Raw genomic sequence first — 23,653 nt, forward strand, 5'->3', positions numbered from 1 at the left:
TGCAGCACTCATGCCACAGGATTTATCCATTTAAAATCAACCAGATAAAAAGTGTCACACTTAAAAACCTGCTCAAAACCAGTGCCTTCGCCTTAAACTGGTGCAAGCCCCTATTGAGCAAACTGATTTTAAATCTTGCTAATAAAAAAATTTTCGAAATAATTAACCCCTTTTCTTTTTTGTGCCGTTTATAAGGTTATCTAAACAAGCACATCTATCTATTTTTTGGAGCATTCATGAACTCATTGACATTAAAAGCCGCTAAGCACGCATTCTCAACAACCGCCTTAGCACTCTCTCTTCTTTCATTTAATGCATTGGCAACCAGCCCGGTACACCCAAGCGGACATAATCAGAATATGATCACCACCCAAGCCTTCTCATCGACAGATTATCAACGTCAGGAAACGACAAAAATGTTCCCAACGCCGGATGAAAACATGGAGCAGCACATCTTGACCCTGCCGGAGCTGAGTGACGAATCAAACTACATGGTTGAGATACAGATCGGACAAACCAAGATGGTCGACTGTAACCAGCAGATGCTAACGGGTGAGCTTAAGCAGCACTCGGTTAAAGGTTGGGGCTACACCTATTATCAGGTAGATAGCATCAGTGAGGGACCGAGCACACGTATGGCCTGCATACGTAAAGAGGAGCACAAAGAGGCGTTTGTGCAGATAAGAGACGAGCTAAAGCTTAACTACGATAGCCGTCTGGCTAAGGTTTTCTATCTGCCAAAGGGGAGCGAGCTGAGATACCGTGTATGGAAAGTAGAGAGCCAATTCAACTATTCAAAATCAGCTGTAGCTGAAAATAGTTAACGGTCAACAAGTAAGATTTAGTCCGCTGGTTTTAATCATTCATTAACGCGATTAAATAATCAAAGCCAAGATAACATCTTGGCTTTGAACATCATGGTAAATATTTAAACCTAACAAAACAAAAATACACGCAACACTAACAAGTGTAACAAATAGCATTTATCCAGCGTTACAAACAACCTCTATAAAATATTTCCCTGGCCACTCGCTTGATGACGATGTATTTTCCACAAACTTACCAGCATTTTATTTTATTATCATGAAACGTCTACTTTTAATTATCCTGTTCGCATCACAACTTTCTGGCTGCGCTGGCTTAGGCGCTTTAGCCCTTGGCTCTATCGTCTATTATACGAGCTCACAACATAAGGTCGCCACGGTCAATATAAAGGCGAAAGCCGATAATGTTTATCGCGTTGCGGTAGATACGATCGAGAACAACACTGAACTTGAGATCACATCGAAAAATGAGCGAGAAAGAGTGATTGAGCTAGTTAAGGAGACAACTAAAGACTCATATGCTGTCAGCATTAAAATATCAAAACTGGACGCCGGGCATTCTCAGCTAATCCTTGCATCCGATGCCCGCATTGATACAGACAGCCACATAGCATCGATGAAACAAGGCATATTCAGGATCTGCAATGAGTTGAAGGTAGAGTGTCACTTAAGCAAGTCATGATGGAAAGATGATGCCTACAAGGCATTGGATTCGGGCGTAATACTTGCTGGCCAGCAATTGTTTAACGATTAATGACAACTGCTGCTCACTGACTAACGATGAGTATCGCCCGATTACTCGTCGTTAGCACTCCAGTTATCCCCCCTGCTGGTCCCTCCTGTAGACTCTCGCCCACTTTGTCATTCAAGGTTAGATATCGGGAACTTATCCCAACCAAAGCAATTAACAGTTACAAGCACCACCCTCAACATTTAAGCGGCAACACGTAACAAAATACTCCGTATAAAAGTAATTAAACATAACTTACCTAACAACAAATACTATTAACATCTAAATTAAAAGATAATCTCAAATAACAAAAAAGACCATTCCAAATCCACCTCAAAAATATCATTGACAAAGTTTTGTTTATCTCTAGAATACGCGCCGTTTGTCTGAGACGCTATAAAACAAGATCCTTATGATTTATTTATAAACGAGAAGCTTTCAGGTAAGCCGCAATATTTATCCAACAAACCACTGAGGGTAACAGATGGCAGGCGACAACAATTATAGTTTAGGGCCGGTTCCACAATCGGCACGTAAAGGTATCCTCTCTCTCACCATGGTGATGCTGGGATTGACCTTCTTTTCAGCAAGTATGTGGACGGGAGGGACACTGGGAACCGGACTCTCCTTCAATGATTTTATTCTCGCGGTTCTCATCGGTAATTTAATTCTCGGCATTTATACTTCATTTCTTGGTTACATCGGTGCTCAATCCGGCCTCTCAACCCACCTCCTCGCTCGTTACTCCTTCGGTTTAAAAGGCTCCTGGCTTCCCTCTCTTATTCTTGGCGGCACACAAGTGGGTTGGTTCGGTGTTGGGGTCGCCATGTTTGCCATCCCGGTGCATAAGGCAACAGGCATAGACACTAACCTCCTCATCATTATCTCGGGTCTGCTTATGACCGCCACCGTTTACTTCGGCATTGCTGCCATCATGATCCTATCCGCCATTGCCGTCCCCGCTATCGCCCTGTTCGGCGGTTTCTCGGTACTGCAAGCCGTTGACACTATGGGAGGAGTAGATGGTCTCATGGCATTCACCCCCGATAAGCCCATGGAGTTTTCAACTGCGTTGGTGTTAGTGGTTGGCTCGTTTATCTCCGCTGGCACATTGACCGCCGATTTTGTGCGCTTCGGCAAGAAGCCTATGAATGCGGTGTTTGTCACCATGTTCGCCTTTTTCATCGGTAACTCACTGATGTTTATCTTTGGCGCGGCGGGTGCGGCGGCAACAGGACAGTCCGATATATCCGAGGTGATGATAGCCCAGGGGTTATTGATCCCCGCCATCATCATACTGGGGTTAAATATCTGGACCACCAATGACAATGCCCTGTATGCATCGGGTTTAGGGTTTTCCAACATCACCGGATTACCAAGCAGATACCTCTCTGTCGCTAACGGCATAATTGGCACCCTTTGCGCACTTTGGCTATATAATAACTTCGTCGGTTGGCTCACCTTCCTGTCCGCCGCCATACCGCCAATCGGTGGCATTATCATTGCGGATTTCCTGAGAAACCGCGATAAGTATAAAGACTTTGCCAACGCTCAATTCGAAACGGTTAATTGGGCCGCCATTTCGGGTGTCGCAATCGGCGTTATGGCCGGCCATCTGTTACCCGGCATCGTCCCTATCAATGCCGTCGTCGCAGGCGCGGTAAGCTACCTGTTTTTAGATTCAGTGCTTAAACATATGACAAACAACAGATCAATAAAATCAACTGATAACACTGCGCCAAATGCATAAGGAAAATACGATGCCAGCTTCGAATATGCTGATCAAAAACATTAGGCTTCAAGACAAGGATGGTCTGCATCAGATCTTGATTGAAGAGGGAATATTCCAACGAATAGCTGTGATGTCTGAAACCATAACTCTCAGCGAACCAGCCACCACAGAGATGTTAGATGGTGAAGGCGGCTTAGCTATCGCCCCTTTCTGTGAACCTCATGTTCACTTAGATACCACCCAGACCGCAGGTGAGCCAAGCTGGAACATTTCAGGCACCCTATTTGAAGGCATTGAGCGTTGGAGCGAACGAAAATCACAGCTCTCTATCGAAGATGTGAAATCCCGCGCGAAGCAGACGCTTAAATGGCAGATAGCCAATGGTATTCAGCATGTCAGAACCCATGTCGATGTCTCCGACCCGACCCTCATAGCCCTGAAGGCCATGTTAGAGGTGAAGGAGGAGATGAAGGAGTGGGTCGATATTCAGATTGTCGCCTTCCCTCAGGAGGGGATCTTATCTTATCCCAATGGTAAGGAGCTGCTCGAAGAGGCGGTAAAGCTCGGGGCCGATGCCATTGGCGCCATCCCCCATTTCGAGTTTACCCGCGAATATGGTGTCGAGTCCCTGCACTACGTATTCGAACTGGCCCGTAAATATGACAGACTCATCGATGTCCACTGTGACGAGATAGATGATGAGCAGTCACGTTTCGTCGAAACCGTCGCCGCCCTGGCCCATAAATTTGATATGGGTGAGCGTGTAACGGCGAGCCATACTACGGCCATGCACTCCTACAACGGTGCCTATGCGTCTCGCCTGTTCCGTCTGCTTAAGATGTCAGGGATAAATTTTGTGGCCAACCCACTGGTTAACATACATCTTCAGGGACGTTTCGACGATTATCCTAAACGCCGCGGCATCACCAGGGTGAAAGAGATGTTAGCCGCAGATATTAATGTCTGCTTCGGCCATGATGATATCTTCGATCCCTGGTATCCGCTTGGTACGGCTAACATGCTACAGGTACTACATATGGGCCTGCATGTGTGTCAGATAATGGGATACGAGCAGATAAATGACTCCTTGGCCCTTATCAGCAGCAAGTCGGCGCGCACGCTCAATATTCAGGACCAATATGGCATCGAATCAGGAAGACCCGGTAGCCTGCTTATTCTCCCCGCAGATAATGGTTTCGATGCCGTTCGTCGCCAAGTCCCGGTGCGCTTCTCGATACGTCACGGCAGAGTCTTAGCTCAGACACAAATCGCGACCACTCAGATACATCTGACAGAAACCGAAGAGGTTACCTTTCGTCGTTAATCGGTAATAAGTTCGATGGCAAAGCCATAAAAAAGGACAAGGCGCATTTTCCTCAGCCTTTGTCCTTTTTCATCAAACAACCATAACGAGTGAGGCTAGCTCACTTTCTGCAACTTAGATTCTTCACTATGATACTTAGTCTCTTCACGATGATAATGTCTCAACGCGTGCTCCTTCTGTCTTGGCTCGCTGAAACTCGTGACCTTCTTGAGGTAGCCTATCACCCGCGTCGCCCAATCGATATCTTGACTGTTACAGACACTACAGGCGTGTAAGGTTCGTTTATCGATATGATTGCAGCTGTTACAGATGGTCACCTTCACATTCGTCGTCCAGTAGTTACACCCTGTCCTTGCCGCTATCTGATATATCTTGAAGTACTGCTCGGGATCCGGGTTTTCGTCCAGATTCAGGTGCAGCGCCGACCCTCCGTCGAGAAACTGTGTCAGCTCTTTACCATGGAGCACAAACTTATCCACCAGGTTTATTGATTCATCCTCTACCGGATAGAAGTAGGAGTTGTAGCAGTCTCGGTTGACCTTAAGCCCGGCTTTTCTGTCCCATTTAGCGTTCTTGACGCCTAAGTTTTCCGCCGGTACAAATTCGGTATTAAATTTGTATCCCCAGCGTTTAGTCGCATCTTTATTGGCCTGGTAGATGATCTTAAGCTGGCGCTCTACGAATGCCTTATAGTCACCATTATTGCCCGCAACTATGCCTTGAGACTCCGCAGCCTCGACCATACCGTTAATGCCTATGGTTAAAAACTGCTTATCGAGATGAATAAAGCCAGCATCATACACAGGGAGCATGCCACACGCCTGGTAGTGCTCCATCAGCTTTCTGTAAGCCACCTGATACTTTTGAATCTTTTCAATCTCACTGCGAAGATCTTTACCCTGCTGGATAACCCGGCTTAAATTCAGCGTAATTACATTGATAGAGCCCGTCGCAACCCCACCTGCGCCTAAGGTATAGGAGAAGCTGTTATCGGCGATTTCATTACGCAGACGACAACAGGACGCTAATGAATCTGCGTTTTCAGACATATAGACGAAGAAGCTATTCCCTTTCGACATCTGATCGCTGCAAAACTCAGCAAACTCCACATCCGCTACCTGACCTTGGTTGGTCAACATAGCGGCCGTAACAACAGGGTACGTCAGCAAGGCTATCTCTCGCTCTCTGCCAAACCAGTCCATGAAGAAGTGCTGCAGTTTGTTGATCGATTGCCAGTTGGGCGCATCACCATCCGGGAACACGAAGTTCTCAAACATGGCATTGAGAAAGTCCTCCGAGAACAGAGAGATATTCCAGAATACGGATTGATAACCCCGCGCTGCAGCTGGCTGGTTCAGGCTATAGACCACGTGTTGCAGGTGCGCCTCAATCTTATCTTTGGCGATGACGGTATAATCATCGCCATAGTCTTTACGGGCAAAATGGTCGAAGTAGGTTAAAAACTCAACCGTCGCCACCGCACCGGCAAATTGTGCGCTGACGGCAAATACTAAGTTAACAAAGCAACCGCAAAAAGATTCTAAGTGAAGGGGAGCTAAAGACTCACCTCCCAACTTAGTCAGCCCATCGAGCAACATGGGATAGAGAGAGAGACTCACACAATAGGGCTTTAGTGAGCTTTCATCGTGGGCATAGATCAGATGTTCATTGATGCTACCCTCATACTCCTCGGCCAGAGATGAATCGAACAGGTTTGCGATCTGGCTCTTCATCAGACGCCGGTTTACCGCAATATTGATATCCTTATTCAGCTCGGTCTCGAGTGTCGCCAGATTTTTACTGCTGACATTGGCGTTGGCATCATACTTAGACCCATCTGCGGCATTACTGGCATCGATGTAATCTTGTATAAATTGTACTTTCTCTTCGATGAGCGCCGAGGGTATGTGTTCCATTATTTGATATCCTTAATCGTTAATGAATTTATAATTAATTATTTTATTTTGAGCTAAATCGTAAAACTTCTGGTTTGTACCGGGACTATCGAGTCCGCCAACTTGATGGTCGAACTCACCGGTTTTGAGAAAATCCAGTTGAGCGCGGATCTCCTGCTCGACCCGTTCTCGCCCTGTGTATAGACAGGTTTTAAACCCCATCTTTTTTGCGAGTGCCAGATACTCACTTAACTGCTTCGGCTGCCACTCTCCACCGAAGAACAAAATACAGCTGACATAGCCGCGATATTGGTTGAGATAGGCTCTGTAACATTCCTCACTCAACGGCTCGCCATACTCCTCATTCCAAAGCTCTGTCGAGTGGCACCCTTTACAGCCAACATCACAACCGGTAATGCTAAACAGCAACGAAATCTCACCGGGAACCTCTTGCATGACAACTTGAGCAGGTAAAGAGTTAAACATACTCACACCTATATATAGTGCTTAAACCAAAAACATACACAAGATATAGTAATCTGTGAACATGCAATATGGAGAACTCTTGATACTGGTCAAACTTCAGGCAAGTATTTTAAGTTTGATAAAATTGATGATGTGATCGACTTGCGGTCATCCCAAAAAGCAACTAGGGAAGGCAAAACACGCTCCGTTCAGATAACGTTAAAGTGCTTTTAAAGCGCTTGAATCCAGCTCCGTGATAAAGGTTAAATCATCTGGTTCTCTTCATTTCAGGCATTGATTATGAGAGTCTGTTTAACAAGCTATTTCATCGCCTCTACCGGTGCAGTTCTGTATCGGGGAGCAGGCATAAAGATCAAGCATATTAATTAGCAGGAAGCTGAAGATGGAAGTGACAATCAGACACACAGAGCCTAATGATTTTGTCGGTATACAGGCCCTTTATGCTCAACCAGGAGCCTATTCGGGCACGCTGCAACTCCCCTATCCTTCTCAACAATTGTGGGAGCAGCGACTCGCTGAGCCAAATAAAGACAGTTACAGCCTGGTCGCTGAGGCTAACGGGATCATAGTCGGCCAGATTGGCATGCAGCTCATGAGCTCTCCCCGCCGCAGACATGTGGGTAATATCGGAATGGCTGTCTGCAGCAACCAACAAAACCAAGGCATTGGCGCTAAACTGTTGGCGGCTATGGTCGATCTTGCTAACAACTGGCTTTCAGTGACGCGAATTGAACTCGAGGTATACACGGATAATGAGGCCGCTATCGCCCTGTATGAGAAGTCCGGCTTTGTGAAGGAGGGGACGGCAAAAAACTATGCATTTCGCGATGGACAGTATGTCGACGCCTATCTGATGGCAAGAGTCTCCAGCTAAACACCGACACGAAAACCACCTAAACGTATGAAACGTTATATGAAACGTCAGCTGTAAACGGCACAAGCTGTCAGAAGGAAAGGAAGAGTGATGACGGCATTTACGATTAGCAGGCTACATACAACCAAAGGCATTTACAGGTTATCCGGTGAGTGGACCTTAAGCGGCTGCTGTAACGGCGACATGTGCAATGAGCTCAATATTCACGCAATAGATGTGATGGGAACAGATGGTTGGGTCGCCTTGAAGCAACAGAGCAATAAAGAGCTTATCGATGAGCTGAGAGATGAGATAGTGCTTCATCTGCAATCGAAGCAAGTAAAGCCCCGCTGATTTAAGCGGGACTATAGTCCTCACCCATGGCGGTTAACTAGCAGCCTGGCTCCTGAGCCTGCCGCAAATTAAAACGCTTCGAACTGCTTCGCCATCCGCTTTATCTGTTCTAACGGCACACCATGGCCGTTACGCTCAGCACACACGGCCTGGTGCGCCTCATCTTGAGGATCACCAATTAACATATAGCGAACCCGATAGCCCAGCGCCTTCGCCGCCGCTTCATACGCCATCGACTCCCAGCGGGTTAAGTTGGTATTGTCACAGATAACTATCGGCACGCAGGCCGATAGCGCTTGAATAAACCCGGTCAGATTACGCTGGTGATACTCAGAGAGCCGCTTGCTGTCAAACCGGTACTTTCCATCCCGGTAAAACTGGCTATCGGTTGAAAAAAGCCCCGAGCGCCGAACCTTGTCGGCGACCTCGAGTGTTTGGCCGGAGATAAACTTATCAACCCAGTGGGACTTACCGCTTCCGGGAAGCCCGCGCATGATGATGGCGAGCTTTAATGGCTCACTCGGCTCTATTGCTTGTACATGACTGAAAGAGGGTTCCATTAGTTGGCATTACTTAAGAAAGCAGGAGTAGGCTTATCTTCCTGGTTACTCATTTCCTTGTTACTAATAATGTTACCCGACAATATTTTTTCGACTAATTCAGGCAAAATGGCGCTGGCCTTACCCTGAAGGTGATATTGAAACTGACTATGACGATCCGCTTCCACTAAGTTTACCTCAACGGTTTGTGCGCCATGATGGTTGGCCGTGTCTACAAAACCTGCCGCCGGATAGACCGAACCAGAGGTACCGATAGCGATAAAGAGATCGCAGGTGTCTAAAGCATGCTGGATTCTATCTAACCCTATCGGCATCTCTCCAAACCACACGACATGTGGACGCAGCCTCTGGGCCGGAATACAACAGGTACAGGTATGCTCCGGGCCGAAAGGGTCTCGCAGCAGAAATGTCTGTCTGGAGCGCGGACAACGGCCCTTAGAGAGTTCACCATGCATATGCAGCAAGCGGCGGGAACCAGCCCGCTCATGGAGATCATCGATATTCTGGGTTACAACTAACAGGTCGCCATCAAATTCTTGCTCGAGACGGGCAAGCGCTGTGTGAGCTTTATTGGGCTCAACATCACCCCCGTGGAGTTGCTTCCAGCGATTATTGTAAAAACCTTCGACCAACTCAGGATCTGCGGCATAGCCTTCCGGCGTAGCGACATCTTCAATTTTATGCTCTTCCCATAGCCCATCTTGATCCCTGAATGTTCTCAAGCCCGATTCAGCTGAAATTCCAGCCCCGGTTAATACCACTATCTGCCGATACATCTTCAGTCCTTCTAATTATTGTCACGTCAAACGGCTCACTCTCATTAAGCCTACCAACACTCAGGTCAAAAACAGATTAGACCCGTTAAGCGCAATTGTTGAACAATCCCACAGAACTCTTAACCCGATATGACGAAATAGCTTGAGTAGATAGGAACAATTTTGCCTAAAATTCTCTCTCCTGGATATTGGTCATTAGTATATACCCAAGCTACCTCAAGATGCTCGTTTCAGAGCTCCCGCAGGGCAAGGCGAGAAGCAACATTTTTCTACGTTATGAAATATTGAATTAGAATAACTAGTCCTACTATTTCATGTCTTGAACTCTGTCACTTCTCGACATGCTGAATTCTGCATTTTGAAGTGGTTTGGGTATAACACTAAGAATAACAATACAAAATGTAAGCTTAAAAAACAGGTTTTATCGACATTATGAGGGAGTTTTATACAATTTATTTATTTAAGCAGCCAGAAAGCAAGATCAAAGGTTTATGTTTTCAATTTGTACACATATAATAGATTCCAGTATTCACAAATGAACCGATATTGGCTTGGCTAATGGTTCTGCAATCAAGAGATTAGTAATGACAGATGGAAATCTAGCGCTAAAGAAGGCGGGTTTGAAAGTTACCTTACCACGAGTCAAGATCCTAGAACTGATGCAAGGACCGGAAAATCAGCACATCAGCGCAGAAGATCTGTATAAGACCTTACTCGATATAGGTGAAGAGATCGGTCTTGCAACCGTATACCGCGTGCTGAACCAGTTTGATGATGCAGGTATCGTGACACGTCACCATTTCGAGAGTGGTAAGGCCGTATTTGAACTGGCTACGCAGCATCACCATGATCATTTGGTTTGTCTGTCTTGTGGTAAAGTTATCGAGTTTTCAGATGATGTCATCGAATCTCGCCAAGACGAAATTGCCATGAAACACAACATTAAGCTGACCAACCATAGCTTATATCTCTATGGTGTTTGCACTAATGATGAGTGCGATCACGGCGACGCCTGATACTAGGTCTAAGTTTGGGCCTGAAGCATTGAACAAATGAACCAGGCCTCGACAGATACTTGAAAGTTAAAAACCAGCTTATTGCTGGTTTTTTTGTGTCTGATAGCTAACAAAAAAGGCGCCAAAGGCGCCTTCTTTAAACGAGTAATTAAAATTACCAACCCGTCTTAGTACGTAACGCTTTACCGATTTCAGCAAGTGAACGAACCGTAGTCACACCTGCGGCTTCAAGAGCGGCAAACTTGTCTTCAGCCGTACCCTTACCGCCGGCGATAATCGCGCCAGCGTGGCCCATACGCTTACCTTCAGGTGCTGTAACACCGGCAATGTATGAAACAACAGGCTTAGTCACGTTAGCCTGGATATATTCAGCTGCTTCTTCTTCAGCAGTACCACCAATTTCACCAATCATTACGATAGCTTCGGTTAGCGGATCATTTTGGAACATCTCCAAAACGTCGATGAAGTTAGTACCGGGAATTGGGTCACCACCGATACCTACACAAGTAGACTGACCGAAACCTTCATCAGTAGTCTGCTTAACCGCTTCATACGTAAGCGTACCTGAGCGAGAAACAATACCGACTTTACCAGGCTTATGGATGTGACCAGGCATGATACCAATCTTACACTCACCCGGTGTGATAACACCCGGACAGTTAGGACCGATCATGCGAACGCCAGTCTCTTCAAGCTTAACTTTAACCTGAAGCATATCTAACGTTGGGATCCCTTCAGTGATACAAACGATTAGCTCAATGCCACCGTCAATCGCTTCAAGAATCGCATCTTTACAAAATGGTGCAGGTACATAGATAACAGTTGCTGTTGCACCTGTTTCAGCTACGGCATCTTTAACAGTATTAAATACCGGAAGACCTAAGTGAACCTGACCGCCTTTCCCTGGTGATACACCACCGACCATCTGCGTACCATAATCGATAGCTTGCTCAGAGTGGAAAGTACCTTGACCGCCAGTGAAACCCTGACAGATAACTTTAGTATCTTTATTGATTAAGATAGACATTATTTGCCCTCCGCAGCTTTAACAACTTGCTCAGCTGCGTCAGTTAGACTTGTAGCTGCGATGATATCGAGATCAGAACTTGCCAGTACATCACGACCAAGATCGGCGTTAGTACCTTCAAGACGAACGACAACAGGTACAGTTACACCAACCTCTTTCACTGCGCCAATAATACCTTCAGCGATCATGTCACAACGAACGATTCCACCGAAAATGTTAACCAGTACGGCTTTAACATTGTCATCTGACAGAATGATCTTAAATGCTTCAGCTACACGCTCTTTAGTCGCCCCGCCACCTACATCTAAGAAATTAGCAGGCTTGCCACCATGCAAGTTTACGATATCCATCGTACCCATAGCCAGGCCTGCGCCGTTAACCATGCAACCCACGTTTCCGTCTAGTGCAACATAGTTAAGTTCAAACTTAGCCGCATGCGCTTCACGAGCATCATCTTGCGATGGATCGTGCATGTCACGAATCTTCTCTTGACGGAACAATGCATTACCATCGATACCGATCTTACCATCTAGACAGTGAATATTGCCTTCGTCGGTAATAACTAATGGGTTGATTTCAAGCAGTGCAAAATCATGATCTTCAAACATTTTCGCTAAACCCATAAAGACTTTAGTGAATTGCTTCATTTGAGTCGGGTTTAGACCTAGCTTGAATCCAAGATCGCGCGCCTGGTAAGGCTGAGGACCGGTTAGTGGATCGATGATGGCTTTGTGAATAAGCTCTGGCGTTTCTTCAGCCACAGTCTCAATTTCAACACCACCTTCGGTAGACGCCATAAACACGACGCGACGTGTTGAACGGTCTACAACTGCACCCAGGTACAATTCATTCGCAATGTCAGTACAGCTTTCGACTAAAATCTTAGCGACTGGCTGGCCTTTCTCATCAGTCTGGTAAGTAACTAAGTTCTTACCTAACCAATGTTCAGCAAATGCTCTGATCTCATCTTTAGAGCCTGTAACTTTAACGCCACCTGCTTTACCACGGCCGCCTGCGTGTACTTGACACTTAACAACCCACATATCTCCGCCAATACGGCCTGCCGCTTCAACAGCTTCTTGAGGTGTGTCACAAGCAAAACCTTCTGACACTGGTAAACCATATTCGGCAAATAGGGCTTTTGCCTGATACTCATGCAAATTCATGATGATCTATCCGTATACTTCTTATCAAATCCAACTGGCTCTTTTGGGGCCAGTAACGAGGGTATTACTCATTATCTCATTGAGATAATGAGTAGGGTGTCACTGCGCTATTATTATAAATCAAGCAGTAAACGAGTTGGGTCTTCGAGGAAGTCCTTAATGGCAACCAAGAATCCAACAGACTCACGACCATCGACAATACGGTGGTCATAAGATAGTGCCAGGTACATCATAGGCAGTATTTCAACCTGCCCATTGACTGCCATTGGGCGATCTTTAATGGCATGCATGCCTAAGATTGCGCTTTGTGGCAGGTTCAAAATAGGTGTCGACATGAGTGAGCCAAATACACCACCGTTAGTGATGGTGAAGTTGCCGCCGGTCATGTCGGCTACAGTTAGCTTACCGTCACGGCCTTTGATGGCTAATTCACGAACATTACGTTCGATATCGGCCAGGCTCATCGTATCTGTATCACGAAGCACCGGGGTTACAAGGCCACGTGGCGTAGATACCGCGATGCTAACGTCGAAGTAGTTGTGATACACCAAGTCATCGCCATCGATAGAGGCGTTAACTTCAGGGAAACGTTTTAGTGCTTCTGTCACAGCTTTTACGTAGAAAGACATAAAGCCTAAACGAATACCATGACGCTTCTCAAAGATCTCCTGATACTGCTTACGGATATCCATGATTGGCTTCATGTTAACTTCGTTAAACGTCGTCAGCATAGCCGTTGAGTTTTTAGCTTCAAGAAGACGGTTAGCAATCGTCTTACGAAGACGCGTCATCGGAACACGCTTCTCGCTACGCTCTGCTAAAGGTGCAATAGCCGCTGGTGCGCTGGCTGGAGCTGGCGTTGCTTTTGCGTTTTTAACGAAAGCTTCGACATCTTCTTTGGTGATACGACCACCAACACCCGTACCTTTTAGCTTACCGGCATCAAGATTATGCTCGGCAATCAGGCGACGAACAGATGGGCTTAGTGCGTCATTAGAGTCTTCAGAAACCTCCGGAGTCGCGGCTTCGGCTTCGGCTTTAGTCACTTCCTGCCCCGCTACGGCGCCGGCAACAAATTTAGCGATAACGGCTTCACCGAGGACGGTATCCCCCTCTTCGGCTAAGAATTCCGCTATTTGACCATCTTCAGGGGCCACAACTTCGAGTACAACTTTATCGGTTTCGATATCAACCAAGTTTTGATCACGAGAAACTTGTTCACCAGCTTGAACGTGCCAAGTAGCAATAGTTGCATCGGCAACTGATTCTGGCAATACGGGTACCTTAATTTCGATACTCATGGGGAGCTATCCTTTTAAATTATCTATTACTACAGTTTTAATGCGCTATTAATCAAAGACTCTTGTTGCTGAGCATGCAATGCCGGGTAACCACAGGCCGGTGCAGCAGATGCTTCACGTCCGGCATAAGTTAGCTGGGCACCTGCTGGAATTGAGCTCCAGAAATGATGCTGACTGCAGTACCAGGCGCCTTGGTTTTGAGGCTCTTCCTGGCACCAGACAAAATCTTTGACGTGCTGATAATCGGCTAAAATCGTCTCCATATCTTCATGAGGGAACGGATATAACTGCTCCACACGAACAAGGGCGACATTAGTCACATTCTCTTTGCGACGCTTTTCTAATAGTTCGAAGTAAACTTTACCACTACAGAAAACCACACGGTCAACGTTTGTATTATCTAAGCTTTCCATCTCAGGGATGATGTTCTGGAAGCTGCCTTCGGCAAGCTCTTCCATGCTAGATACCGCCAATGGATGACGTAGCAGTGACTTAGGAGACATCACAACGAGCGGACGTCGCATAGGCCTGACAACCTGACGACGCAACATATGGTAAACCTGCGCCGGAGTAGAAGGCACACAGACTTGCATGTTGTGATTAGCACAAAGCTGTAGGAATCGCTCCAGTCGGGCACTCGAGTGCTCCGGTCCCTGACCTTCGTAGCCATGAGGCAGTAACATAGTCAGACCACATAAACGGCCCCACTTCTGCTCACCCGATGACAGGAACTGATCGATAACCACTTGAGCACAGTTGGCAAAGTCACCAAATTGCGCTTCCCAAAGTGTTAATCCACCTGGCTCTGCGGTAGCGTAACCATATTCGAACGCCAATACAGAGGCTTCAGACAGGACTGAGTCAGTAATATCGATGGGACCCTGCTCATCGGCAATGTTGCGAAGTGGCAAATATGCCGTCGCATCATTTTGATTATGCAGAACCGCATGACGATGGAAGAAGGTACCACGACCGGAATCCTGACCGGTAATACGAATACGTTTCTTATCTTCAACAATCGACGCGTAAGCCAGAGTCTCGGCAAAACCCCAATCGAGGAGTTTTTCACCACTAGCCATCAAGGCTCGATCTTTGTAGATCTTGGCTACACGGGACTGAAGCTTATGACCTTCAGGAACATAGCTGATCTTCTCGGCTAAATTCTTGATTCTCTCCATCGACATCTGAGCCGGATAATCTTCATCCCACTCTCTGTTGATATAAGGAGACCAGTCAACCGAATGCAATGTCATCGGACGCCATTCAGACACGACACAATCACCGTGATCCAGCGCATCTCGGTAATCGTTGACCATAGAGGTGACGTCATCGGCACCTAAGGTCTGCTCGGCAATCAATCGATCGGCATAAATTTTACGAGGCGTAGGATGCTTCTTAATTTTAGCGTACATCAATGGTTGAGTCGCACTGGGCTCATCCGCTTCGTTATGACCATGGCGGCGGTAACAAACCAGATCGATAACCACATCACGCTTAAATTCGTTTCGATAATCGACGGCAAGCTGAGAGATGAAGGCAACCGCTTCGGGATCGTCGGCATTAACGTGGAAGATAGGTGCCTGCACCATCTTAGCGATATCGGTACAGTATTCTGTCGAACGCACATCTTCGGTTAGGTTAGTCGTAAAACCAACTTGGTTATTAATTACGATTCGAATGCTTCCGCCCACTTTGAAGCCACGAGTTTGAGACATGTTAAATGTCTCTTGTACTATGCCTTGACCGGTAATGGCAGAATCACCATGAATAGTGATTGGTAATACTTTAAGGCCTTCTTCACAGCCGTGGCGATCGAGTCGAGCGCGAACTGAGCCCATAACAACCGGGTTGACGATCTCCAGATGCGACGGGTTAAACGCCAATGCAAGGTGAACGTTTCCGCCCGGCGTTTCAAAGTCTGATGAGAAACCTTGGTGGTATTTAACATCGCCTGAACCATTAAGTTCATCACTGTGTTTTCCCGCGAATTCATCAAACAATTCTGAAGGCTTTTTACCTAACACGTTGATAAGTAGGTTCAGTCGGCCTCGGTGAGCCATACCCACAACCACTTCTTTAGTTCCGGCTTCACCTGCGCGATAGATAATCTCACGCATCATAGGTACTAACGCATCGCCACCTTCCAGTGAAAAACGTTTTGCACCGGGGAACTTAGCCCCCAGATATTTCTCCATACCTTCGGCGGCATTTAAGCCGGCTAAGATACGTGTTTTGATGGATTTGTCGTAATGAGCTCTACCTAAAGAAGGTTCTAACCTTTGCTGTATCCAGCGTTTCTCATCGGTATCGGTAATGTGCATGTATTCAGCACCGATAGAGCCACAATATGTCGCTTTAAGGGCTTTAACAAGTTCGCCAAGCTGCATGGTATCACCACCATGAGCAAATGAACCCGTATTGAATTCACGCAGCATATCTTCGCCAGTTAAACCATGGAAGGCTGGATCCAGTTCAGATACCTGATCACGCTTCCAAAGCTCCAGAGGATCTAAATTAGCATTCTGGTGACCACGGAATCGATGAGCGTTGATCATCTGTAGGACTTTAACTTGCTTAGCATCAACTTCCGGATCTGTCACTCGGGCAGAGCCCGTCTGACGACCTTCGAGCGCTAAACTACGAAAATAATCACGTACTTTAGAGTGAGCTGCTTCGGGCACATCTTTCGACGTGCCATTCGCGTAAGGGAGGTTATCAAACACCACTTGCCAGTCTTGGGAAACAGACTGAGGGTCTTCTTGATAGGCTTCATACATCTCTTCTACATAGGTCGAATTAGCACCACTTAGGTGTGATGATTCGAGCCAGGCTTTCATGATGCCTTGGTGCATTTCTATTCCTTTCAAACTTTATACACTGTTTAGCCAAAGTCTTAAATGTGCACTCTTTGACTTAATCAAAGAGGTACACAATCATACGGTAATTCCTTTACATAAAAGAGCCACTTCCCAAATGAGAAGTGACTCAATCCGAGCTATATTATTATTGCTGTTAGCTCTATGTCCTGCATTTACACCGCTCTCTTCAGCAACATAGACTTGATATGTCCGATTGCTTTCGTTGGATTAAGGCCTTTAGGGCAGACATCAATACAATTCATGATGCCGTGACAACGGAATACGCTGTATGCATCATCGAGTTCAGATAAACGCTCTTCAGTTGCTGTATCACGACTATCGATCAGGAAGCGATAGGCGTGCAATAAGCCGCTTGGACCGATAAATTTATCAGGATTCCACCAGAAAGATGGGCAAGCGGTCGAACAACAAGCACACATGATACATTCATATAAACCATCTAAATGTTCACGCTGTTCAGGAGATTGCAGATGTTCACGCGCCGGCGTTTTTTCATCGTTAATCAAGTATGGCTTGATCTTCTCATACTGCTTGTAGAACTGTGATAAGTCTACAATAACATCACGAACAACGGGCATTCCCGGTAGTGGTCTGATCTCTAGTTTTTTACCTTTAAAAGTAGAGATTGGCGTGATACACGCCAGACCATTTTTACCATTCATGTTCAAGCCATCTGACCCACACACACCTTCACGGCATGAACGGCGAAAAGCTAACGTTGGATCTTGCTCTTTTAGAAGAATCAAGGCATCGAGGACCATCATATCGGTACCTTCAGCCACTTCTAATGTGTAATCCTTCATGTAAGGCTTAGCGTCTACATCAGGATTATAGCGATAAACTGCGATATTCAAATTCATCTCAATTTCCTTAGTAAGTACGCTTAATCGGCGGGAATGCATCACGAAGCTTAGGCTCCATGTTTACAGGTCGTCGATCCATCTCTTCGGTTGCAGGGTCAAACAGGCTATGACACAACCAGTTCTCATCATCACGGTCCAGATAATCTTCACGTGAGTGCGCACCACGACTCTCGGTACGATAGTTTGCCGCATAGGCCGTCGCTATCGCCGTTGACATCAGGTTGTCTAACTCTAAACACTCAATACGCTGAGTATTGAACTCGGTTGAGTTATCAGACAGCTTCGCATTGTCCAAACGCTTACGGATTGCTTTAAGCTCTTTCAAGCCTTCAGCCATCGCGTCGCCCCGACGGAATACTGAGAAGTTAAGCTGCATACAAAGCTGCAGGTCTTTACGGATTTGAACAGGATCTTCGCCGTCTTTATTGCCTTCCCAACGATTGAGACGCTCAAGGGATTTAGCAATATCAGCCTCTGTCGCATCAATCGGTGTTGCAGTCTCATCCAGGGCTTTACCTAAGTGTTGACCCGCAGCGCGTCCAAAGACCACTAAATCAAGCAGTGAGTTACCACCTAATCGGTTAGCGCCGTGTACAGATACACAGGCAATCTCACCGACGGCGAATAGACCAGTAACGTCACTCTCGCTGCCATCTGTATTCTTACGTATCACCTGACCGCTAACTTTAGCCGGTAGGCCACCCATCATATAGTGACAAGTCGGAAGTACTGGAATTGGACCATCGGCAGGATCGATATGGGCGAAGGTACGAGAAAGTTCACACACACCCGGAAGACGCGCTTCGAGCGTTTCTTTACCCAGATGATCGAGTTTAAGCAGACAGTGTGGGCCTAATGGGCCATCGAGACCACGACCTTCGCGGATCTCAGTCATCATCGAACGTGCAACCACGTCACGAGATGCTAAATCTTTCGCATTAGGTGCATAACGCTCCATGAAACGCTCGCCGTCTTTGTTCAGCAGGTATCCGCCTTCACCACGACAACCTTCAGTCACAAGTACACCCGAGCCGGCAATACCGGTTGGGTGGAACTGCCACATCTCCATGTCTTGCATCTGCACGCCAGCGCGCATCGCCATGCCAACACCATCACCGGTATTAATATGAGCATTGGTAGTAGACGCGAAGATACGCCCTGCACCACCGGTAGCAAGTACCGTCGCCTTAGCTTTAAAGTAAACAATTTCACCGCTTTCGATATCGATTGCAGTACAACCGACGATTGCGCCATCTTCGTTTTTCACTAAGTCCAGTGCGTACCACTCTGAATAGACTTCAGTTTTGTGCTTAACATTTTGCTGGTAAAGACAGTGTAGAAGCGCATGACCCGTACGGTCAGCCGCTGCTGCGGTACGTGCAGCCTGTTCACCACCAAAGTTTTTAGATTGACCGCCGAAAGGTCGTTGGTAAATTTTACCATTTTCGAATCGAGAGAAAGGTAGCCCCATCTGTTCGAGTTCGATAACCGCTTCCGGGCCGGTTTTACACATAAACTCAATGGCTTCTTGATCACCGATAAAATCGGAACCTTTAACCGTATCGTACATATGTTGTTCCCAATGATCTTCATGGGCGTTACCTAACGCAACGGTGATACCGCCCTGCGCAGATACCGTATGAGAACGTGTCGGGAATACTTTAGATAACAGCGCACAGCTCTTACCTTCTTTAGAAATCTGTAATGCGGCTCGCATACCCGCGCCACCGGCGCCGATAACAATTGCATCAAATTCGCGAACTGGAATACTCACTTAAACACCCCACACTATCAAAATGCCTGCCGCCAAATAAGAGAAGGCCGCTACGACAAAAACAAACTGAAGTACACCACGTAGAGCCAGTGGCTTGACATAGTCGGTCAGTACCTGCCAGATGCCAATCCACGAGTGAATTAACACTGAGACCAGGGCTAGCAAGGTAAAGACTTTCATCGACAATGTGCTGAATAAACCATGCCATGCGTCGTAAGTCAGTGGAGAGCTACACGCAACGAATCCAACCAGGAAGATGGTGTAACAGGTTAGGATAATTGCACTTGCACGTATAAGAATAAAGTCATGGACACCGCTGCGACCAAGACTTGCTGCGTTAGTTACCATACCCAAATCCCCACTATGATTGAAAACACGATTGACAGTGCAAACGCGGCTTTTGCTGAAGCGATGCCAGAGGCCAACTCTTCCCAGCGTCCGGTATCCATTATCAGATGGCGAACGCCAACGATAAGGTGATAACCAAGAGCGGTAAGAATTCCCCATATGACAAACTTAACCAACAAATTATCAAAAAGAGATTGTGTCGCTGCGAAACTCTCTGGGGATGCTAAAGATTCATTTAACAACCAGATTAGAATACCGACAGCAAACAGCATGATGACACCGGATACACGGTGAAGAATGGACGCAATCGCTGTTGCAGGGAAGCGAATGGTCTGCAGATCTAAATGGACAGGTCTTTGCTTTTTCACGTTCTGCTCACTCTGCTCTATTGAGCTATATTTTTGTTATACGAAACGCTTTCGTTCAATTTTCAACTGTGACACAGGTCACGATCGAGGTCTGCGCAAAAGAAAAGTTTAAACAAACGATTAACAATTTAGATCTCACTAATTAAGCATGTAAAAAAGTATTAACTAAATAGTAATGAATGCAGCTCTGTAGAGCCGAAGCAAGTATACAAGGGGCAAATGTCAAATACAAACATCACATTATGCAAATTTTGTTTTTTTGGTAAAAAAATCTGCCAAGCTGCTGTTCTAGCATGGGGTTTGAGCAAAATAAGACCATGGTCTAACGAATTTAAACACTTATTTAAATTGAAATGTGATCTAGATTCACTGTAAAGTATTGTCGTTGATAAGCCGCACTCACATAAGAATGAAGTAAGGAGAACGGGTATGGCTGATAATATAGCCAAATTGGAACTACCAGGGAATGAATCAATCGATCTGCCAGTCAAAAAGGGCACGGCGGGATTTGATGTTATTGACATCAGTAAGCTAGGTAGTAAAGGTCACTTTACCTTTGATCCAGGATTTCTCGCAACAGCTTCCTGTGAATCAGCAATTACCTACATCGATGGCGACCAGGGGATACTGCTTCATCGCGGTTACCCTATCGGTGAACTAGCCGTTGATTCAGATTATTTAGATCTGTGTTATTTGCTTCTCTACGGAGAGTTACCATCTAAAACTCAGTATGAAAAGTTTTGTCATACTGTAAAAAACCATACTATGGTGAACGAACAGCTTGCAGCCTTCTTCCGAGGCTTCAGACGTGATGCTCACCCCATGGCAATGCTTTGTGGTGTCACCGGAGCGTTATCTGCATTTTATCAAGACTCTTTGGATGTCAACGATGAGCGTCACCGCGAAATCGCTGCATTCCGTCTTGTCTCAAAAATGCCGACAATCGCAGCCATGTGCTACAAGTACTCAATCGGCCAACCATTCGTTTATCCACGTAATGATTTGAGCTACGCAGGTAATTTCCTCAGCATGATGTTTGCTGTACCTTGCGAAGAGTACAAAGTTAATCCAATCGTCGAACGCGCTATGGATCGCATCTTTATTCTGCATGCCGATCACGAGCAAAATGCATCGACCTCTACCGTTCGTCTGGCCGGTTCTTCAGGTGCCAACCCATTTGCATGTATTGCAGCGGGTATCGCATCACTATGGGGACCCGCTCACGGCGGCGCAAACGAAGCATGTCTGAAGATGTTGGAAGAGATCGGCAGTGTTGACCGTATTCCTGAGTTTATTGCACGAGCCAAGGATAAAGAAGATCCTTTCCGTCTGATGGGCTTCGGACATCGCGTTTACAAGAACTTCGATCCGCGAGCTAAAGTGATGCGTGAGACCTGTCATGAAGTCTTAGGTGAGTTGAAAGTTAACGATCCACTACTTGATGTAGCTATGGAACTCGAGCGTATTGCCCTTGAAGATGAATATTTCGTCTCTAAGAAGCTGTATCCAAATGTTGATTTCTATTCAGGCATCATCATGAAGGCTATCGGTATTCCAACCAGCATGTTCACCGTACTATTCGCACTTGCGCGTACTGTCGGTTGGATTGCTCACTGGAAAGAGATGCTGGATCAGCCTGGTCATAAGATCAGCCGACCTCGTCAGCTTTACACCGGTGCAGCAGAGCGTGATTTTATTTCAAAAGAGAATCGTTAATGGAAGTTTCTAGGAGCTAGAACCTAGAAACTGAAAAAAGGCACTCATCGAGTGCCTTTTTTGTATCTGGTGTATGCTCGATGCGAGCGACATTGTCACCTAAGCGCTCGATTCCTTTGCGGTCAAAATCATATTACGCCTTAGCATCCAATTCGACATCCCATATGACAGCATCTTAAATAGCGAACCTTTCCAGCTGAACTCAGTAATGCCTTAACCACCAACCCCCTTCATCTCCGGATGAGTGACCGTGAAGCCATGCTCGTTGGTAATTAATGCCTCTCAATGAAACGGATCCATCTCCCCTTTCTCTCTCGTTTTCTGCCCACCCATCCTACTCAGCTACATTTTGTTGCAATTAGAATTATTTCAGTCATCCATTTACGCGTAGATCTCTCTATAGTCAAAAACATCATTTTTTAAACATTTTCGCTACAAAGTTTGTAATCGAGTTAACCCACGCTCAACCTCAGAACTTAACCTACTGAATAATAAAGATTATAAACCTTGGCACAACTTGTGCAATATTGATGTTAATTGGATCAAAAAACATAGGTAAACTTACATGGACTCTCTAAACAAACGCGCTAATAACTGTTTCAAAATCGCCCTTCCACTGCTATTAGCTGCCGTATTAAGTGCCTGTGGTGCAGAAGAGGAAGTTAAGGAAGAGGAAAAATATGCGGTACCGGTTGAAACGACAACCGTCATCCAGGGTGATGTCTCCTCATTTTACAGTACGACTGCGACCTTAGAAGCACCACAAGAAGCTAACGTTGTCACACGTATTTCCGGTTTAATCGAGAGTATTAACGTTGAAGAGGGCGACCGGGTCACCAAGGGGCAGCTCCTTGCTGTTATCGATGCTAAGAGACAGAGATTTGAACTTGCCCGTTCACAAGCCGAAGTTGAAATTATCGAGCAAGAGCTAAACCGGCTTAAAAAGATGAGCAACAAGGAATTTTTCAGCGCGGACTCTATGGCCAAGCTCGAGTACAACCTGCAAGCCGCTATCGCCAAACGAGATTTAGCCGCACTTCAGGTTCAGGAAAGTATGGTTCGCTCCCCTATCGATGGTGTGATAGCGACGCGATTTGTAAAAGCCGGCAATATGGCCAAAGAGTTTGATGAACTGTTTTATGTTGTGAATCAGGATGAACTCTATGGCATCGTTCACCTACCCGAGCAACAACTACAGAGTCTTCGCTTAGGACAAGACGCCCAACTCTTTGCAAATAGTTTTGCCAACGAGCACACAGCTAAAACGGTGCATGCCAAAGTGCTTCGTATCAGTCCGGTCGTCGATGCTCAAAGTGGCACGTTCAAAGTGACCCTGTCGGTACCAAACCAAAATGCCACCCTAAAAGCCGGCATGTTCACACGTGTTGAGCTTAGGTATGACACACACAATAATGTGATCACCGTGCCATATAACGCCGTGGTCAATCAGGATAATGAGTTTGCCCTGTATGTGATTGATGGTGATAACGCGAATCGTCGCGCAGTGTCGTTAGGTTATCGTGAGGCCGATACCGTAGAGATAGTCGCAGGTATCGAACCCGGTGAGCAGATCGTCATTCGAGGCCACCAGAACCTGAAAGATCAATCCCTTGTCGAAGTGATTGGTTCATTAGACTTAGCATCTGCAACTAAATAACGGA

Annotated in this window: 21 protein-coding genes; 9 read left to right on the forward strand and 12 right to left on the reverse strand. The window is 46.2% G+C overall.

From position 1 onward, the window contains the following. Window positions 1-236: 236 nt before the first annotated feature. The 4 genes from eco to SSED_RS14655 all read left to right on the forward strand — a co-directional run bounded on the left by eco (window position 237) and on the right by SSED_RS14655 (window position 4,610). Window positions 237-824: a serine protease inhibitor ecotin gene (gene eco / locus SSED_RS14640; RefSeq protein ID WP_012143137.1), complete on the forward strand. Its 588-nt coding sequence runs from the start codon at window positions 237-239 to the stop codon at window positions 822-824. Window positions 825-1,083: 259 nt separating this feature from the next. Next, on the forward strand, window positions 1,084-1,506 hold the full coding sequence (locus SSED_RS14645; RefSeq protein WP_012143138.1) for a lipoprotein: 423 nt from the start codon (window positions 1,084-1,086) through the stop codon (window positions 1,504-1,506). A 532-nt stretch (window positions 1,507-2,038) separates the two neighbouring features. Then, window positions 2,039-3,304 carry a cytosine permease gene (gene codB / locus SSED_RS14650; RefSeq protein ID WP_012143139.1) on the forward strand — a complete coding sequence of 422 codons (1,266 nt, stop codon included), beginning with the start codon at window positions 2,039-2,041 and terminating at the stop codon, window positions 3,302-3,304. A gap of 10 nt (window positions 3,305-3,314) precedes the next feature. Continuing rightward, window positions 3,315-4,610 carry a cytosine deaminase gene (locus tag SSED_RS14655; protein WP_012143140.1) on the forward strand — a complete coding sequence of 432 codons (1,296 nt, stop codon included), beginning with the start codon at window positions 3,315-3,317 and terminating at the stop codon, window positions 4,608-4,610. A gap of 95 nt (window positions 4,611-4,705) precedes the next feature. On the opposite strand, the gene nrdD is transcribed toward SSED_RS14655, so the two are convergent. Then, window positions 4,706-6,526 carry an anaerobic ribonucleoside-triphosphate reductase gene (gene nrdD, locus SSED_RS14660; protein ID WP_012143141.1) on the reverse strand — a complete coding sequence of 607 codons (1,821 nt, stop codon included), beginning with the start codon at window positions 6,524-6,526 and terminating at the stop codon, window positions 4,706-4,708. A gap of 12 nt (window positions 6,527-6,538) precedes the next feature. Further along, window positions 6,539-6,991, reverse strand: coding sequence for an anaerobic ribonucleoside-triphosphate reductase activating protein (nrdG, locus tag SSED_RS14665; RefSeq protein ID WP_012143142.1), 453 nt, complete (start codon window positions 6,989-6,991; stop codon window positions 6,539-6,541). Window positions 6,992-7,373: 382 nt separating this feature from the next. On the opposite strand from nrdG, the gene SSED_RS14670 reads away from it, so the two are divergent. After that, window positions 7,374-7,865, forward strand: coding sequence for a GNAT family N-acetyltransferase (locus SSED_RS14670; protein WP_012143143.1), 492 nt, complete (start codon window positions 7,374-7,376; stop codon window positions 7,863-7,865). 90 nt (window positions 7,866-7,955) lie between these two features. Further along, complete coding sequence (locus SSED_RS14675) at window positions 7,956-8,198, forward strand: hypothetical protein (protein WP_041421716.1); 243 nt, start codon at window positions 7,956-7,958, stop codon at window positions 8,196-8,198. A gap of 68 nt (window positions 8,199-8,266) precedes the next feature. On the opposite strand, the gene SSED_RS14680 is transcribed toward SSED_RS14675, so the two are convergent. Beyond that, window positions 8,267-8,758 carry an ATP-binding protein gene (locus SSED_RS14680; RefSeq protein ID WP_012143145.1) on the reverse strand — a complete coding sequence of 164 codons (492 nt, stop codon included), beginning with the start codon at window positions 8,756-8,758 and terminating at the stop codon, window positions 8,267-8,269. Continuing rightward, the gene (gene cobB, locus SSED_RS14685) at window positions 8,758-9,534 is read right to left on the reverse strand and encodes a Sir2 family NAD+-dependent deacetylase (protein WP_012143146.1); all 777 of its coding nucleotides are present in this window, start codon (window positions 9,532-9,534) and stop codon (window positions 8,758-8,760) included. Before cobB ends, SSED_RS14680 begins: the two co-directional genes overlap by 1 nt. A 584-nt stretch (window positions 9,535-10,118) precedes the next feature. Here cobB and fur point away from each other — a divergent pair. After that, window positions 10,119-10,550, forward strand: a complete 432-nt coding sequence (fur, locus tag SSED_RS14690) for a ferric iron uptake transcriptional regulator (RefSeq protein WP_012143147.1) — start codon at window positions 10,119-10,121, stop codon at window positions 10,548-10,550. 154 nt (window positions 10,551-10,704) lie between these two features. Here the strand turns inward: fur and sucD are convergent, their stop codons facing one another. The 8 genes from sucD to sdhC all read right to left on the reverse strand — a co-directional run bounded on the left by sucD (window position 10,705) and on the right by sdhC (window position 20,297). Continuing rightward, a complete protein-coding gene (gene sucD, locus SSED_RS14695; RefSeq protein ID WP_012143148.1) occupies window positions 10,705-11,577 on the reverse strand; it encodes a succinate--CoA ligase subunit alpha in 873 nt (290 codons plus the stop codon). Continuing rightward, window positions 11,577-12,743 carry an ADP-forming succinate--CoA ligase subunit beta gene (gene sucC, locus SSED_RS14700; protein WP_012143149.1) on the reverse strand — a complete coding sequence of 389 codons (1,167 nt, stop codon included), beginning with the start codon at window positions 12,741-12,743 and terminating at the stop codon, window positions 11,577-11,579. Before sucC ends, sucD begins: the two co-directional genes overlap by 1 nt. Before the next feature lie 113 nt (window positions 12,744-12,856). Further along, window positions 12,857-14,044: a 2-oxoglutarate dehydrogenase complex dihydrolipoyllysine-residue succinyltransferase gene (odhB, locus tag SSED_RS14705; protein WP_012143150.1), complete on the reverse strand. Its 1,188-nt coding sequence runs from the start codon at window positions 14,042-14,044 to the stop codon at window positions 12,857-12,859. Window positions 14,045-14,073: 29 nt separating this feature from the next. After that, on the reverse strand, window positions 14,074-16,896 hold the full coding sequence (gene sucA / locus SSED_RS14710; protein WP_012143151.1) for a 2-oxoglutarate dehydrogenase E1 component: 2,823 nt from the start codon (window positions 16,894-16,896) through the stop codon (window positions 14,074-14,076). A 179-nt stretch (window positions 16,897-17,075) separates the two neighbouring features. After that, the gene (locus tag SSED_RS14715; protein ID WP_012143152.1) at window positions 17,076-17,783 is read right to left on the reverse strand and encodes a succinate dehydrogenase iron-sulfur subunit; all 708 of its coding nucleotides are present in this window, start codon (window positions 17,781-17,783) and stop codon (window positions 17,076-17,078) included. Window positions 17,784-17,793: 10 nt separating this feature from the next. Then, window positions 17,794-19,560: a succinate dehydrogenase flavoprotein subunit gene (gene sdhA, locus SSED_RS14720; protein WP_012143153.1), complete on the reverse strand. Its 1,767-nt coding sequence runs from the start codon at window positions 19,558-19,560 to the stop codon at window positions 17,794-17,796. Then, complete coding sequence (gene sdhD, locus SSED_RS14725; RefSeq protein ID WP_012143154.1) at window positions 19,561-19,908, reverse strand: succinate dehydrogenase, hydrophobic membrane anchor protein; 348 nt, start codon at window positions 19,906-19,908, stop codon at window positions 19,561-19,563. Next, window positions 19,902-20,297, reverse strand: a complete 396-nt coding sequence (gene sdhC, locus SSED_RS14730; RefSeq protein ID WP_086022450.1) for a succinate dehydrogenase cytochrome b556 subunit — start codon at window positions 20,295-20,297, stop codon at window positions 19,902-19,904. The genes sdhD and sdhC overlap by 7 nt, the downstream gene beginning before the upstream one ends. Window positions 20,298-20,705: 408 nt before the next feature. Here sdhC and SSED_RS14735 point away from each other — a divergent pair, with 408 nt between their 5' ends. Then, window positions 20,706-21,992, forward strand: coding sequence for a citrate synthase (locus SSED_RS14735; protein ID WP_012143156.1), 1,287 nt, complete (start codon window positions 20,706-20,708; stop codon window positions 21,990-21,992). Between the two features lie 565 nt (window positions 21,993-22,557). Further along, window positions 22,558-23,649 carry an efflux RND transporter periplasmic adaptor subunit gene (locus SSED_RS14740; protein ID WP_012143157.1) on the forward strand — a complete coding sequence of 364 codons (1,092 nt, stop codon included), beginning with the start codon at window positions 22,558-22,560 and terminating at the stop codon, window positions 23,647-23,649. Window positions 23,650-23,653 lie beyond the last annotated feature (4 nt).

The sequence above is a fragment of the Shewanella sediminis HAW-EB3 genome (genome assembly GCF_000018025.1).
Taxonomy (GTDB): Bacteria; Pseudomonadota; Gammaproteobacteria; order Enterobacterales; family Shewanellaceae; genus Shewanella; species Shewanella sediminis.